The sequence below is a fragment of the Paenibacillus sp. ACRRY genome (genome assembly GCF_022346995.1).
In the GTDB taxonomy this organism is placed as follows: domain Bacteria; phylum Bacillota; class Bacilli; order Paenibacillales; family Paenibacillaceae; genus Paenibacillus.
This window is the reverse complement of record NZ_JAKRNM010000003.1, coordinates 43,070-58,389: the sequence shown is the minus strand read 5'-3', so window position 1 is coordinate 58,389 and position 15,320 is coordinate 43,070. Positions and strand designations below refer to the sequence as shown.

The window sequence follows — 15,320 nt, the reverse complement described above, 5'->3', positions numbered from 1 at the left end:
CCCGTTCAAAAGTAATCTCCGTTCGGCATGACCCTAGGAGGCTGTGCACTCAACAGCACCGCCCACGAGGCGAGCGTTGGCTGCTCGGCCAGATCGACAAAGGTTACCTCTGTTCCTTCCACCCGAAAACGCTCCGCCAAGCTCATAATGCGTATGGAATCGAGCCCCCAGATCTCAATGAGATCATCATGCTCCCCGATCAGAGATGGTTGCTCCTGCAGCAGTTCGGCGACCTGTACTCGCAACGTGTCAAGTCTCGCCTGGGCGCCGCTGCCTGTACTTGTCTCAGCAGACTCCACCGAAGCTGCAGTATGCGATCTCGCCTCCGAGAAGTTAGCCCCGATCGAATCGCTTCCTTTAACGGAGGCATCGAGCGATTCAAGCAATCGCCCGGTGGTTAGCGTTACTGCGCAGCGCTCGGATGCATAAGTTAATGCCATACGGTGCTTTTCGGCTGAAAAATCGGCTACCGCATCGGCAACCAGGAACGCCTGAATGTCGTTCATAAACGCTTCACAGGAGGTCATCAGACAACCAATATGAGCATAGATGCCGCATACGATCAGCTGATCCCGTCCCTGCTCCTGCATCAATTCAAGCAGTTCGGTCTTCTGGAACGCACTGTACCGCCATTTGGTCATAAACGTATCCTGAGGAGCAGGTGTCAGTGGTTCAATGATTTGCTTTTGCGTAGGTCCCCCATCAATGCCCGCTCCCCAGAAGTCCAGCTGTAGCCCGCGCTGCTCCGGTGTCTGTCCACCCGGCTGGGCAGAATACACCACAGGTATGCCCAGTTCATGACACTTTGCACGAAGTTGCCCAATATGATCGATCAGCTCTACTACAGGCGATTCCCCAGCCGTAAAAGCATTCATGAAATATTGCTGCATATCGTGAATGAGTAGTACTGCACGCTTCGCATCCGGTGTCCACGCTACCTTATTGACCGGAAGCTCCGACTCTGCAGGCATTGCATATGATTTAATCACTGGAAGTGCCATCCATATCCCTCTTTTCAGCGTTATTTATTACAAACCGTTTCAACGTAGCCGTGCATCATGATCGTTATATGGGCTGCTTCATCGTCAGCATCTCGCGCAGTGCCTTCTTGCTAACCTTGCCGACACCCGTCTTGGGAAAAGATTGGACAAATTCAACTCGATCCGGGAGTTTATAGCTCGCCAGACCGCGATTGCGCAGATAGGATTTGATTTCGGCAGCAGCCGGAGCCTCGCCGCTGGGTACGATAAACGCACAGGAGCGCTCGCCTAAATATTCATCCGGCATGGACACCAGTGCTGCATCATGAACACCCGGATGAGCCAGCAGATGGTTCTCCACTTCCTCGGCAGCTACCTTGTCGCCGCCACGGTTGATCTGATCCTTCGCCCGGCCCTCCACAATGAGGTAACCCTCGGGTGTAAAGCTCGCAATATCGCCAGTACGATAAAACCCGTCTGTGGTGAAGGATTTCAAGTTATGTTCTTCGGCCTTGTAATATCCGCGAATGGTATAGGGGCCTCGGGTCAGCAGATGCCCGGATTGCCCCAGTTCCACTGCAATGTCCTCGTCATCCACAATCCTTACCTCGTCATACGGGGACATCGGTTTGCCCTGTGTGTTAATAATGATGTGCTCCGGATCATCCAAACGGGTGTAGTTCACCAGCCCCTCGGCCATGCCAAAGACTTGCTGTAGTATGCAGCCCAGGACAGGTCTAACGCGTCCAGCTACCTCCGCACTCAACTTGGCCCCACCAACCTGGAGAACCTTCAGGGATGTTAGCTTGGTTCCTCTCGCAGCGGCCGCATTCAGCCAGATAAGGGCGAGCGGCGGTACCAGCGCTGTGGTGGTCACCTGATGCTCCTTAATGAGCGGGAAAGCTTCATCCGGGCTCGACCCCCGTGACAGCACAACCGTACCTCCTGCATAGAGCGTGCCTAGTATTCCTGGTGAACTTAGAGGGTAATTATGTGCTACAGGCAGAACAGCAAGATACACACTCTCGGAGCTCAATCCGCAGACCTCGACGCTTCTCCGCAGACTGTAGATATAGTCATCATGGGTGCGTGGAATCATCTTGGACAGTCCGGTGCTTCCACCAGATAACTGAAGAAAGGCTACATCCGAAGAGACAGGTTGATCATCCTGCAGCTGAATGGGATCCATGTACAAGTCCTCTAGCGATGTAAATGGACCGGCTTCTCCTGCCACGATGATATGTCTAAGGCTCGGCACCTCAGCCTGTACTTCTGCCGCAAGTTTGCGATAATTGAATCCTCCATCCTGATCCGGGATCAGATAAGCAACAGCCTCAGAGAATCGGGCGAAGTACTCGATTTCACTTTTCCGATGCAAAGGCAGTGCAAACACCGGCAGTGCTCCCAGACGGAACAGTGCAAAGACAGCTTCAATAAAAGCCGGTATGTTCGGCAGCTGCACAATAACGCGGTCATATTGCCGTATTCCCTTGGCATACAACCCTGCTGCCAACCGGTCGACTCGTGTATCCAACTCTGCATAGGTGAATTGCTCTTCACCGCTAATAATGGCAGTACGATTGCCATATACATCCGCACGTTGCCGGAGCAATTCTCCAAATGTAATGCCCTCCCAGCAACCTTCCTGACGATAAAGCTCTGCAAACTCTTCAGGCCAAGCCTGATATCCTGGCAGCATCTCTTTTATTCCTCCTTCAAACGGGATACGGTTGAGTCCAGACCCATGGCAAGCAGCATCGTCCTGAATTTGGCGGAGGTCTCTGCCAGTTCCGCTTCCGGTGTGGAGCCCGCTACGATGCCTGCCCCAGCGAATAATCGAAGTTCATTGCCCTCCACTTCCGCGCATCGGATGGTTACAGCCCATTCCCCATCGCCCTCGCTGTCGCACCAGCCAACCATGCCGGTAAACAGTCCGCGATCAAACGGTTCCTGTGATCCAATGGCCCCTCTGGCCGTTAATACAGGCGTTCCGCAGATAGCCGGGGTCGGATGGAGAGCAAATGCCACCTCTAGTGACGAAATATCTCTATCCAGCAATTCTCCATGAATCTCGGTAGACAAATGCCACATCGTGCTTGTCTGGATCAAGGAGGGCTCTGCCGGAACGATCAGTTCTTTGCAAAGAGGTCGGAGTGCAGCGGCAACGGCATCAATGACGACAGCATGCTCATGCCGATCTTTGGCTGAAGCCAGCAGCGCCTCTGCACGGTGGCGATCCTCAGCAGGGTCATCACTTCGGGCAGCGGAGCCAGCCAGCGGATTCGCCCGTATAATGGTACCTTTTCGAGTAACCAACAGCTCCGGGCTTGCGCCAATGAACGTACGTGCGCCATGGTGATCCACTTCATAATCATTGCGATTTATCGTTGTTATAGTACTTTCCGTTTCAGGGACTTTCCTCATGGGAACCGCAAACGTATACCCGTGTGCATTATCCCTGAACAAATTACGCAGAAGTTGATGTGTGTCCACGAGATCTTCTGAGACCACACGCAGTGTGCGGGATAACACAACTTTGTCGAGTTCTCCCTGCTCCATCTGCCTCAGCACATGATTGACACTTCGTTGATACGTCTCGGCCCCAGGCACTTCCTCAATCTCACAGCCAGTAGCCGCTGGGCGCCTCTCATATGATCCGTTCAGAGCATGGCTTGGAGGTTCTGCCCATTGTACCGTTTCCGGGATCAACAGCTCGGCAGAGGACTGATTCGGATCAAAAGGTATCGCTCCCACCACAATCGGTTTCCGAAGGCCCGTTTGCTGCGCTTCCTGAATCATTTTGCGAACCTGTTCGATAACAAAATGTACCCCCTCTTCGTGTTTACCATGGGCATAATTCATGTTTCCTGAGGAATCATATTCCACCTGCTGCTGAACAGCGGAGACAGGAAACCTCATTCGTTCGCCCTGAGCGAGCAAGGTATGCTGCGGTGAAGACCAGAAAAAGGACGTCCCCTCTCGATATTGTTCCAGAAGGTGTAAGGCGGAGGTTGCTGTGATTGCACCCGCTTTTGACATATTCATCATCTCCTTATCTTGATTCAGACGCCGAGTGTGGCGCCTCCATCCACACACAAATCATGCATGGTAATATGTCTCGCCTGGTCTGATGCCAAAAAGAGTACGGCGTCCGCGATATCCGAAGGCAATGCAAGCCTGTTCAGAGGAATGCCGAGACGGTACGCCTGCTGTGATCCTGTAATGACGGCCTGCGCGCCCTGTTCATCCTGCCACAACGCGCGCTGCATGGGAGTGTCCGTCGACCCTGGAGATACAATATTGCAACGGATATGCTGCTCCGCATATTCAAGCGCAAGACATTTGGTAAACATGGTGGACGCCGCCTTAGAGGCTGCATAAGCCGACATGTGCATCCGGGGTACGCCCGAGGCGTTCGAGCCGACAGTAATCACCGTTCCCGATTGTCGCTTCGCCATAGTTCGTACAACCGCACGTGACATATAAAATACACCGTGGGTATTCACATCGAATGTTCTTGTCCATTCTTCGTCACTCAGGGATGCCACTGTACCTGTATGCAGCACACCAGCCGCATTGATCAAAATGCCAATCGGTCCAAGTGTCGCCTCAATTCGCTGTACAGTATCGTCTACCGATTGGCGATTCGCAATATCAGCAGGATAAGCAGCAGCCTGATGGCCTTGATTATTTAGATCCACAGCCAGCTGATCAAGCTGCTCTTCCCGAATATCTACTGCTGCTACAATTGCACCCTGTTCAGCCAGCGCTCTGGCAACCGCTTCGCCGATTCCCTGTGCTGCACCCGTAACCAGAGCCACTTTTCCATGAATTCCTGTATAACTCAAGCTGTATACCTCCCCTGACTGATGCCCTGTTGAACGCTGATTAATTGTTGAAATCGATTGGATCATCCATGCCCATCTCAGTCAATCCAAAAGCGGCCAATCCCGTCCTGACTCAAGCAAACATCTTATACTTCCGCTCCTACGCTTCCGGACTGCATGCCAAACGTATTGTACGACTGATCAGAAACGGCAGCACCGAGACATGATTCTCTTCTTCAAACTCGGTATATTGAATATCGAGCCCCGGCTGTTTCAGTGCAGATAGACGTTCCGTTAAACCCGATGCCTTGTCATTGTTGCGGGCAGGATGGTTCTTCTCCTGTTCGCCCATGCCAATCCAGACCTTGGCGTTGACCGAATGCTGTGCCAGACCTGCGATGAACGCCTGTTCCTCGGCCAGCATCACCTTCTGGTTCCAATGAAGCGAAGGACTTCCAGCAATGTAGTAACGGAAAGCGTCCGGCTTCGTGAAAAGGGTGTGTAGAACAAACAACCCGCCAAGCGAATGGCCAAAAATGGCCTGCCTGTTCCGATCTATGTTGTACTGCTGCTCCATGTCCGGCTTCAGTTCTTCTTCAATAAATTGCAGAAATGCATCTGCTCCCCCCTGCTCAGGCAAAAGGGTTCCATCCGACTTGTGGGTATATTCCGTCGTGGCCTGCGGAGTAAAATCGTAATATCGATGAGGCGAGAACGGGCCTGCAGTCGGGTACCCAATTCCAATGATGATGGCCGGGAGTGCTCCCGTCTTCTCCGGTCTGCGTCCCTGTATGCGAGCCGCTTCTACCATCGTGCCAAAAACAGAGTTAGCGTCAAGCAGGTAGATCACAGGGTATCCAGACGGCGGGGCGGCCTCTGTGGGTTGATATACCATGATCTGATAGGCGTGATTCCCCGCTCGTGATTTCATGGTCCATTGTTCCGAACGTGGAATGGGAACAGTACTTCGTGCCATCTGCTCAAGGGTACCTGAGGCTGATTGATTGGGCTGAAACGTCATTACGGATGGATCCTCCTCGTTGTTCAACTTACATTGCTATGTGTATATAGATCGTATCGATTTATATGAGATTGATTCTCATTACCAATTATAAAAGAGTGATTTCAGCTGTCCCATGGACGATATCCAGAATTCATTTTGATTATCTCCATATTTCCATATTTTCCTTAATCCATTTATGTCTTGGCAAAAAAACAACAGCTCCTTCCCGTGACACCTCGAACACAGGAATAATATCCGGTTCCAGGCACTCCGAGAAGGAGCTGTTTCATCGCTGATTATTGCGTCAATGCCTTCAAAGTATCGTCAATGACATGACCATAGGCAATCAATCCACCACCCAGCCATGGTGCTGGCTCAACAGCATATACATTTCCCGCCTTAACGGCAGGCATACTCTGCCACACTTTGGTATCCGTCATCTCTTTCATACTTCCTGGTCCTTGTTCCACGGTAAAAATATAATCTGCGTCAATTTCAGGCAGCACTTCGGTGGAGACCATGGCACTGTTCTCCGTCTCAACGAGTGCAGGCTTGCCGAGTCCCAGCTGTTCGTATACAACATAGCCGCTGAAGTAGTTTCCGCCCATCATGCTGATTCCGCGGGGAGCGAAGCGGATAATGGCCGCTTTCTTACCGTCCGCTACCTTGGCAATCTCCGCTTTCGCCGCGTCTACCTTGGCGTGATATGTCTCGATTGCCTGTTCAGCCTCAGCCGTTTTGCCAAGCAGATCGGCAATGGTCTCCAGTGACTTCTCTACATCCCCGGACGCATTGTTAAACACATAGGTTGGTGCAATCTTCGAGTAACTCTCATAGACACCATTCTCGGCATAATTCGCCGTGTGCAGGATAATAAAATCAGGGTTGTAAGCCATCAACGCTTCAGGCGAAGGCAGGCCACTCGAGAAATCGAGTGTAGGTACGCCACTTAGCTGATCCTGTAAATACACATGCCCTTGGGTGCCGCTGGCCCATTGAGCAACGGGCTTGACGCCGAGTGTAAGCAGGGAATCCTCCAGATAAGGTGCAAATACACGCTCCACTTTGGCAGGAACGACCACATCATGTCCCATTTCGTCTTTTACAGTTCGTTCGCCAGCCGCAGTTTCTGCTGCCTCTTCTTCTTGTACGGCCGTTTCTGATGAGGCTGTTGTGGAGGCTTCGGCTGTCTTCTGCTCCTGCTGCGCTGCTCCTTCATTTTCTGATGTGGAGCCACAAGCCGCCAGTAATCCCACCATTAATACCAGCGCAATCAAGGCTGACAGCCGATTATTGATCCACCTACTTGGAGTGAAGCGTTGCCCGTTCTCTTTTTCCTGCTGATGCATGATAGTTCCCCCTTGATAAACATTCTCATTTAGATAGAAGGATTATATGTCATGTCGCTCTTGAATCACCATGGACGTTATCCAGATATACATTTGGACAATATCCCGTGAAAATGAGCAATGCCTCATCCAGCATGCGCATAACCCCTACTGCGGAGTAATCGAACCAGGGATCGCCGGTGATCAGGTGTGTCTGATACTGACGAACAGCGTTCAGCTGTCTCCATACTGGCGAGTGCTGCAGACTGAGCCAGTATGCCCGCGATACGGCCTCGGGACATACCATGATCAGGATCCGGTCCGGATTCATTACATTTAATTGTTCCAGCGTCAGCGGTGTATTGGTGCTGGCATCGGAAAATGTCTCCAGCTGCAAGGCACCATAGAGCACCTCCTCGATCCCCGGATTACTATAGAGATAGAGGCGCTGACCATATACCCGGATCACGGCGATCTTCTCGCGTCCCACTTCCTTCTGCACGGATTCCCGCGCTTTTTCTACCCGCTTGTTATATAGTCCAATCCACTGTTCTGCCTGTTCCTCCCGTTCCAGGAACGATGCAATCATGCGCAGCTGTGCACGCCAATCGGTCTGATGCTTGGGGACAAAACAACAAGGCGCAATATCGGCAAGTCCTGCTTGATCCTCTTCACTGAGTTGATCGGTACCAATGATGGCGTCCGGCCGTATATGTACAAGCCGCTCCACATTCGCTTCGAACCTCCAGCTGGTATAAGGATCTGTTAGTTTAAGATGTGACTGAATTTCCGTGCGATGTGCGTTATAATAGTACGCTGTCCATTTCGGATCGATGGGCGCAGCAACGGGCATGACATTGAGGGCTAGCAGCTGTCCGATGACGCTGGAGGAGCAGGTGGCAATGCGTTTTCTGGCGTTCTTGGCATAATCGGAAGGAGAAACGCCGACTTCCTTTTTGAATTTGCGGCTGAAATAATATTCATCGCTGTATCCGACTCTCAGCGCAATATCACGCAGTTTATATCCGGATTCTTTCAGATAACGCTTGGCACGGTTAATGCGGAGATCTGTCAGATACTCCATCGCGCTGAGACCGTAGGTTTTTTTGAATAGATCGACAAAATACTTCGGACTGATATTTGCTCTCTGAGCAAGATCGGCAATAGACAATGCTTCATCGTAATGCTCGTCCATATAGGTTTTTACTTCAGCAAGGTCCGTCTTGGGGCTGCGACTCATAACGGGGGCTCGCACAGCACGGTGCAATTCATTCTCCAGTAACATGAGGCCACTCCTCTCGATCTGTTTGATCATTTTAATATGAAGCGTACAGCGTACGTTGAGGTCAGTATGACTGATTCATCATTTATCGACAATGATAATCATTATCAATTAAAGTATCATATTCTTTTCCTCTCAGTCAATCCATATATGGAAATATGTGCACCCGTTTCAGTTCAATGCATCACCTTCCATCTGCATAAAAAAAGCCAACGACGTGACGATGCACGCGTTAGCTCTTGGATTTAATCCGTTATCTCAAATGTATTTATTGGTCCTAGTCCCGGCTCCGCAGCTTGCTGAGCAGACGTAAAATCTCGATATACAGCCATACCAGGGTAACCATAAGCCCGAATGCGCCGTACCACTCCATATATTTTGGAGCACCTTGTTCAGCACCACTCTCAATAAAGTCAAAATCAAGCACCAGATTCAGTGCCGCCACAATAACGATCACGACGGAAATCCCAATGCCAATCAGACTGTTGTCATGCAGATAAGGAACGGTAATACCGAACAATCCCAGCACAAAACTGAGCAGATACATGATCATAATGCCGCCAGTTGCCGCTACCACTCCCAGCTTGAAGTTCTCCGTCGCTTTGATCAGTCTCGACTTGTAAGCGACCAGCAGAGCAATGAACACGGCCATGGTCAGCAGAGCAGCCTGCAAGGTGATTCCATTGTACAATGACTCGTAGGTTGCGGAAAGTGCGCCGAGGAACATGCCTTCCGCGATGGCATAGATGGGAACCAGATATGGTGCTGCCACAGGTTTGAACGAGATAATCAATGCCAGAATAAATCCGACGATTGCACCTCCGATGGCCAGAGGAAGAACTTCCTGACCGTTGAAAAACATCATCCATGTCGCAAATGCACTGCCGAGCAGGATCACCAGCGTAATGAACGACTTGTTCACTGTGCCGTTAATCGTCATATAACGCTGGTACCGGTCATCTCCATATCCACCGGCATTTTCAAATGTACTGTCCTTGAGTGTGGGGTTACCACTGCGTCCGATCAAAACAATCACCTCTTCTATGTATTGGGTCAATCTTTGAAACCAATCTTTAGGTTCTTCATGTTCTACTACATTTCCAGTGATCTGCTATTCATATCTTTCTATGTTCAAATACAGACTTGGATGCAATCGGTCGATCACATCCTTATCCATCGTCACAACCCTGTAGGACATATGTCCCAGGGTGTAAAACCTTTTTTTAGCTTGATACAGACTTTTAAATGCTAGTTATTGCTGTAGGTACTAGGCAGAAAACTTAGTTATAGAACACTTTGTCTACATTGTATTTCGCACGCATCGTATTAATGATATAGGTCTCATAAATTTCACGGTCAACGGCATCTTCCACCAGACAAACTTCAATGGTCGCCACTTCTTCCCGGTGGTTCTTCATTGGAGAAACGGTATCCTCAAAATGTTTCTTGATCCGCGGTCTCAATTTTCTTGCTTTCCCGACAAATAACAGCTCTCCATCGGCATTGTAAAACATGAAGATTCCACCCTTTTCACGCGTGATCAGGTGAAAATCGGTGAAACCATAAATGTGGCTAAGCTGCGGGTTAGCCTGTTTGGTGATGGTTACATCCGGTGTTGGTACGGTAATCTGAATCATTGGGCTCACTTCCTCATTATCTATAGGCTTACATCCTATCATACATTATTACAGGAAACCATTTCATCCTATAAGATGCACAATTCACGCTATTTTCAACTATTACGACAATAATTTCAAAAAAAAGGTTAACTTCCCTGATTCAAAGTGGTACTATAGGGGTATGAGGAAGAAATTGGGCACTAAGACATACGTCTTTATATCTACTTCCGTCTATTGTACCCTATGAATCATGATCTTTTTCATACTGAATTCTGTAATGTGCGCACCACAACAAGAGGACAGTTAGCAAGTACGCAAGTTTATAGCTTTTAGGACTCATCATCAATACGACCCTTGCAGCAAGCAAATGTAGAAAGACTTATTTGTAGATTTTAACGTAGAAAAGAAGTAGATCTAGAAGTGGATTTGAATTAGAAAGCTTGCAATTCCAGTCAGTAAGGAACAATTAGATACACGTAGAAGAACCGGTAGCTATCGATCCTAGAAAGAGAAGAATGGTCATGCCATGCAATCTTAGTAAGTCATAACTTCATAACAGCAGATCTATATAGAATTGGATCAAGCTACACCCCCAGCCCGGCACGAAGCCAGGGCTTTTTTACGTTGTGCTCCCGCTTCCAACCACCGCCATAATCAACTGATTATCGTAAGCCACATCTCCTCAGTGCCTTAAACCATTTATAACAATCCCCGTATACTCATATCTAACTTCATTGAAATTGAGTTCGAAGTATATTTAAAAGAAAAAGAGATGCCGCCCAAGCGGCACCTCTTAAATTACTCAGAAAGATTCATTTATTCGAGGGGATAGCGAAGGGAACCCCAACCTCCCTACAAATATGCCTTTCCTCTACCCCGATTCAAATAAATCATCAAAAACACAAAAGCGGCTGCAAAAGAAGCCGTAATGATCCAGATCGGAATCCGCGGATCGAGTGCGTACGCCCAGCCTCCGACGATGCCGGCCGGAGAAGTAAGCAGCAGGATCACGACGGAAAGCATCGAGAACACCTTCGCTCTTTTTTCATCGTCGATCGCGTTCTGGACAGCCGCTTCGAGGTACGGCGAGCTGATCATCAGTCCGACGGCGGCAAGCACAGTGCTCAGACCGATCCAGGCCAGATTGGACGTCGGCCACAGCACCAGCATTACGTTCGAAAGCATCGACAGCGCAAAGCCCGCCATCATCGAGCGCGTTTCGCCTTCGGCCGGAATCTTTGGCATGATGAACCACAGTGCAAGCAGCATAATAATAGAAGAAACGGCAGGAACGAGCGAGATCAGTCCGCTGTCCACTTTCAGATAGTCGGCCAGATACAGTGAAAGATAGGTCGTTTTAAGCGTCATTTGGAAGTTGAACAAGATATAAACAACGAAGATCAGCATCAGGCTGCGGCTAGCAAACAGGTCTCGTATCGCGCCGCTGTAGTCGATCAGACTCTTTTTGAGCCCGAGTTCCTTCGTCTCTTTCATTTTTCGATAGCCCATTTCCGTTTCCTTCGTGGTCAGATGCCGCCCGATGAACTGGAAGGTCATCAGTATCGAACACAGCACATACATGATTCGCGTGCCGTCCACCAATCCGTAATAATCGACCAGCAGACCGCCGAGCGGAGCGAACAAACCGCCGACTACGCCGATGATCTGAAGCAGCGTGAAAACGTAAGTCCGATCCTTTTTCGGTGTATCCTCGACGATCAGGCAATAAAAGGCGACATGCGGAACCCGCTGAAGCCCGTTGATGAATGTCGCAATGACGAAGAACCAGACGTTTTGCGAAAAGGCAAAGATCAGCATTGCCACGCTCCAACTGAGCACATCGAAGATAAGGATGGCGCGCTTGCGTCCCATTCGGTCGGTCAAATACCCGCTCATGAATGATGACAGCACCTGCACGATCAGCCCGAGTGTGGTAATCCAGCCAATATTGGTCTCGGTAACGCCCAGCTCATACATGTACAGCGTAGCGTAAGTCGCCATCATGCTGTACGGAATCAGGAAAAACGGTTCGAAAGCGAGGCAGCCTCGGCTATTGCCGCGAAGTCTCGGGAAAAGCGTTCTTGCCATGCGGGATTTCCTCCGGTGTCGTCATAGTAAATTTAAAGCGTTTTCGGTCATGCTAAAGTATAGGTTACTATAGAAAAAGCAAGAAAAATAGAGGCAACGAAAAAGAAATTAGCACGATTAAACAGAGGCCGGACGGGCTCTTCCTCTGAATCCTTGCCTTTCCTGTGCAAAGCTTTTTACGTTGTCCACGGATATCCAACCACCTTGTGAGGGAAACAGAGGTATCGTGGTTCTTTCTGTGGGGTTTATAATATGGCAAGATAGCAAACAGAGGGAGTGATGGGATGTATTCCGATCTGCAACTGACGGAGGACCGCCCTGTATATATACAAGTCAAAGATTATATGAAGCGATTGATGCTCAAAGGCGGACTGCAAGCGAAGCAAAAGCTTCCTTCCACCCGTGAACTCAGTACATTGATGAAGGTTAGCCGCAGCACCGTCCTTCTCGCTTATGCCGAACTTGAGGAGGAGGGTCTGATCTATGCCGTCAAAGGCAAAGGCAACTACGTCAGCTCCATGATTGAAACGCCTGAGCCGACCACCTGCTGGCAGCTGGATTGGAAGAGCAGGGTAAGCGACTATGCAATCCAGGCAGAACAATACGACCTGATGAAACATGGTTCCGGTGCGGAACGTGGCGAGATCTCGTTTACCAGTATTGCACCGGACGAAAAGCTGTTCGATCTTCACAACGTAAAGCGTGCCTTTCTTGATCGCATGTCTCTTGAAGGTGAAGTGCTGTTAAACTACGGATATGCGCAAGGCTATCGCCCCTTGATGAACTACCTGCTCCGGTATATGGAGAACAAGGGTGTCGATCTGAGCGGCAAGGATATTCTGATTACCAACGGATTCACGGAAGGCTTCGATCTGGTGCTAGGTGCATTGCTCAGACAGAGCGGCAGGGCTCTATGTGAGAATCCTACCCATCATACGGCCATCAAAAATCTGAAGCTTCATGAATTCAACCTTACAGGCGTGGACATGGAACCGGATGGGCTCAATTTGCAGCAGTTGGAACGTGAGCTTGCTGCGAGTTCGTACGATCTGGCTTACTTGGTACCTTCTTATCACAATCCAACCGGAACCGTGACTTCCCCAGCCAAACGGGCAGAGATTATCCGGTTAATGAATCAATACGAAGTGCCCATTATTGAGGACGGGTTCAACGAGGAACTGCGTTATTCGGGTTCCCACGTTTCACCTCTCATTGCTAGTGCAGGCAAGGGCAATGGACTGGTCTATCTGGGCAGCTTCTCCAAGGTACTCTTTCCTGGGCTGCGGGTAGGCTGGGTCATAGCGGACGCAGCACTGATTGATTATTTGGAAAGCATGAAACGGGCTCGCAGCATTCACACCTCAACACTGGACCAATCCCTGCTCTATCAATACTTGAGCAACGGCAATTTTGAGAAGTATCTGAAGCGGGCCCGTACGGAATATAAGCGAAAATACGAACTGGTCGTGCGCTGCTTGCGGAAGCATCTGCCCATGTGCCAGATCTCCGGCGAAGGTGGTTTGCATTTATTTGTTCAATTTCCTCAGGGATACCGGACGCGGGAATTGCTTGCTGCCTGCAAGGTGAAGGGTGTAACCTTCACGCCCGGAGATACTTTTTATCTGGAACCAGGTCAGGGATTAAACACGATGCGCCTGGGCTTCTCCAGGGTCAGTGATGAGAATATTCGTAAAGGTATCCGTATCATTGGTGAGACCGCGGCTCAGATGAGCTGAAACGGCTGAATAACAACATGGGAGGATTACACATGAAGGTTGGCGTGATTATGGGTGGTACATCTTCCGAGCGGGATATTTCCCTGCTCACCGGACAGGAGATGATTGCCCATCTGGACAGGAATAAATATGAGGTCGTTCCCATTGAGCTAAGCAGCAAACGGGATCTGATCGACAAGTCGGCAGGTATTGAAGTAGCCTTACTCGCACTTCATGGCAAATACGGCGAAGACGGTACAGTTCAAGGTACCCTGGAGTCGCTTGGCATCCCATACACCGGTTGCGGCGTCTTGTCCAGCAGCGTATGTATGGATAAGGACATGTCCAAACAGCTCATGCACCACGCGGGCATACCTACTGGAGAGTGGGTGCAGGTGAATCATCTGGAAGAACTGTCATCTACAGCGGTGAAGCAATTAACGTATCCGGTCGTTGTGAAGCCCAACTCAGGCGGTTCCAGCATCGGCACCCAGGTTGTTCAAGAGCCTTCATCTCTTCAAGCTGCGGTTGAAGCTGCACTGGGGTGGGATGACACGGTCATGATAGAACAATATATTGCAGGAGAGGAAATTACCTGTGCCATTGTAGATGGCAAGATGCTCCCGATCATCTCCATTCGTTCAAGCGCCGAGTTCTTCGACTATAGTTCCAAATATAATGATGGCGGTGCCGAAGAACAGGTGGTTCAGCTTCCTGCCGACATTCATCAGCGCGTGGAAAATGCAGCACTGGCCTGTTACCGGGTGCTGAAATGCAGCGTCTATGCCCGCGTGGATATGATCATTCGGGATGGCATGCCGTATGTGCTTGAAGTCAACACGCTTCCAGGTCTTACCCGTAACAGTCTGCTGCCCAAAAGTGCAGCCGCTGCGGGCATTTCCTTTACGGAGCTGCTCGATACCATCATTGAACTCTCACTGAAGGAACGAAATAAGGAGGCAAAGCTATCATGAGCCAGGATGTCACAATACGCAGCAGTTCAACGGAAGATCTGCAGGATATGGTCATTCTCATGGACCAACTCGGCTATCCCACGACGTATGCCGAAATGCAGGAGCGTTATGCCCACATTGCAGCTGATGCAAATTTTAATACGCTCGTCGCCGAGGTCCGTGGACGTGTGGTCGGACTGATTGGCATGCAGACATCTTACCTGTATGAGAAAAACGGACGGCACTGCCGCATCATGGCACTCATTGTGCATGATCAGTTCCGCGGCACGGGCATAGGCCGTCAGCTAATTCTGGCAGCAGAGCAATGGGCCGCGGCCCAAGGTGTAGATTCGCTTTCTCTGAACAGCGGTAACCGCCCTGATCGTGAAGCGGCACATGAGTTTTATCGCCAGATGGGCTTTACCGCCGGGAGTACTGGATTCAGCAAAAAGCCGCAGGCTCTTCAACATGCCTAAAGCTCGATAATAAGGATAATAAAACGCCTGTCCCCCAACAATTTTTGCT

At 50.0% G+C, this 15,320-nt stretch carries 13 protein-coding genes; 3 read left to right on the top strand and 10 right to left on the bottom strand.

Going from position 1 to position 15,320, the window contains the following annotated elements:
* Nucleotides 1–5 precede the first annotated feature (5 nt).
* The 10 genes from MH144_RS13860 to MH144_RS13815 all read right to left on the bottom strand — a co-directional run bounded on the left by MH144_RS13860 (nucleotide 6) and on the right by MH144_RS13815 (nucleotide 12,127).
* Nucleotides 6–1,001 carry an isochorismatase family protein gene (locus MH144_RS13860; RefSeq protein WP_239300917.1) on the bottom strand — a complete coding sequence of 332 codons (996 nt, stop codon included), beginning with the start codon at nucleotides 999–1,001 and terminating at the stop codon, nucleotides 6–8.
* Nucleotides 1,002–1,065: 64 nt separating this feature from the next.
* A complete protein-coding gene (locus MH144_RS13855) occupies nucleotides 1,066–2,679 on the bottom strand; it encodes a (2,3-dihydroxybenzoyl)adenylate synthase (protein ID WP_239300905.1) in 1,614 nt (537 codons plus the stop codon).
* A gap of 5 nt (nucleotides 2,680–2,684) precedes the next feature.
* Nucleotides 2,685–4,019 carry an isochorismate synthase DhbC gene (gene dhbC / locus MH144_RS13850; protein ID WP_239300903.1) on the bottom strand — a complete coding sequence of 445 codons (1,335 nt, stop codon included), beginning with the start codon at nucleotides 4,017–4,019 and terminating at the stop codon, nucleotides 2,685–2,687.
* Nucleotides 4,020–4,042: 23 nt separating this feature from the next.
* A complete protein-coding gene (locus tag MH144_RS13845; protein ID WP_239300901.1) occupies nucleotides 4,043–4,828 on the bottom strand; it encodes a 2,3-dihydro-2,3-dihydroxybenzoate dehydrogenase in 786 nt (261 codons plus the stop codon).
* Between the two features lie 139 nt (nucleotides 4,829–4,967).
* Nucleotides 4,968–5,828 carry an alpha/beta hydrolase gene (locus MH144_RS13840; protein WP_239300899.1) on the bottom strand — a complete coding sequence of 287 codons (861 nt, stop codon included), beginning with the start codon at nucleotides 5,826–5,828 and terminating at the stop codon, nucleotides 4,968–4,970.
* A 278-nt stretch (nucleotides 5,829–6,106) separates the two neighbouring features.
* Complete coding sequence (locus MH144_RS13835) at nucleotides 6,107–7,159, bottom strand: ABC transporter substrate-binding protein (protein ID WP_343226061.1); 1,053 nt, start codon at nucleotides 7,157–7,159, stop codon at nucleotides 6,107–6,109.
* A gap of 49 nt (nucleotides 7,160–7,208) precedes the next feature.
* Complete coding sequence (locus tag MH144_RS13830; protein ID WP_239300897.1) at nucleotides 7,209–8,423, bottom strand: AraC family transcriptional regulator; 1,215 nt, start codon at nucleotides 8,421–8,423, stop codon at nucleotides 7,209–7,211.
* Nucleotides 8,424–8,697: 274 nt separating this feature from the next.
* Nucleotides 8,698–9,447, bottom strand: coding sequence for a Bax inhibitor-1/YccA family protein (locus MH144_RS13825; RefSeq protein ID WP_239302239.1), 750 nt, complete (start codon nucleotides 9,445–9,447; stop codon nucleotides 8,698–8,700).
* 253 nt (nucleotides 9,448–9,700) lie between these two features.
* Nucleotides 9,701–10,057, bottom strand: coding sequence for a nucleotide excision repair endonuclease (locus MH144_RS13820; RefSeq protein ID WP_095290710.1), 357 nt, complete (start codon nucleotides 10,055–10,057; stop codon nucleotides 9,701–9,703).
* 834 nt (nucleotides 10,058–10,891) lie between these two features.
* On the bottom strand, nucleotides 10,892–12,127 hold the full coding sequence (locus MH144_RS13815; RefSeq protein WP_239300888.1) for an MFS transporter: 1,236 nt from the start codon (nucleotides 12,125–12,127) through the stop codon (nucleotides 10,892–10,894).
* 284 nt (nucleotides 12,128–12,411) lie between these two features.
* On the opposite strand from MH144_RS13815, the gene pdxR reads away from it, so the two are divergent.
* The 3 genes from pdxR to MH144_RS13800 are packed head-to-tail and all read left to right on the top strand — an operon-like array spanning nucleotide 12,412 to nucleotide 15,271.
* Nucleotides 12,412–13,863, top strand: a complete 1,452-nt coding sequence (gene pdxR / locus MH144_RS13810; RefSeq protein WP_239300886.1) for a MocR-like pyridoxine biosynthesis transcription factor PdxR — start codon at nucleotides 12,412–12,414, stop codon at nucleotides 13,861–13,863.
* A 32-nt stretch (nucleotides 13,864–13,895) separates the two neighbouring features.
* A complete protein-coding gene (locus tag MH144_RS13805) occupies nucleotides 13,896–14,816 on the top strand; it encodes a D-alanine--D-alanine ligase (RefSeq protein ID WP_239300884.1) in 921 nt (306 codons plus the stop codon).
* Nucleotides 14,813–15,271 (top strand): GNAT family N-acetyltransferase, encoded by a 459-nt coding sequence (locus tag MH144_RS13800; RefSeq protein WP_239300874.1) that lies wholly within the window; start codon nucleotides 14,813–14,815, stop codon nucleotides 15,269–15,271. The genes MH144_RS13805 and MH144_RS13800 overlap by 4 nt, the downstream gene beginning before the upstream one ends.
* Nucleotides 15,272–15,320: the final 49 nt, after the last annotated feature.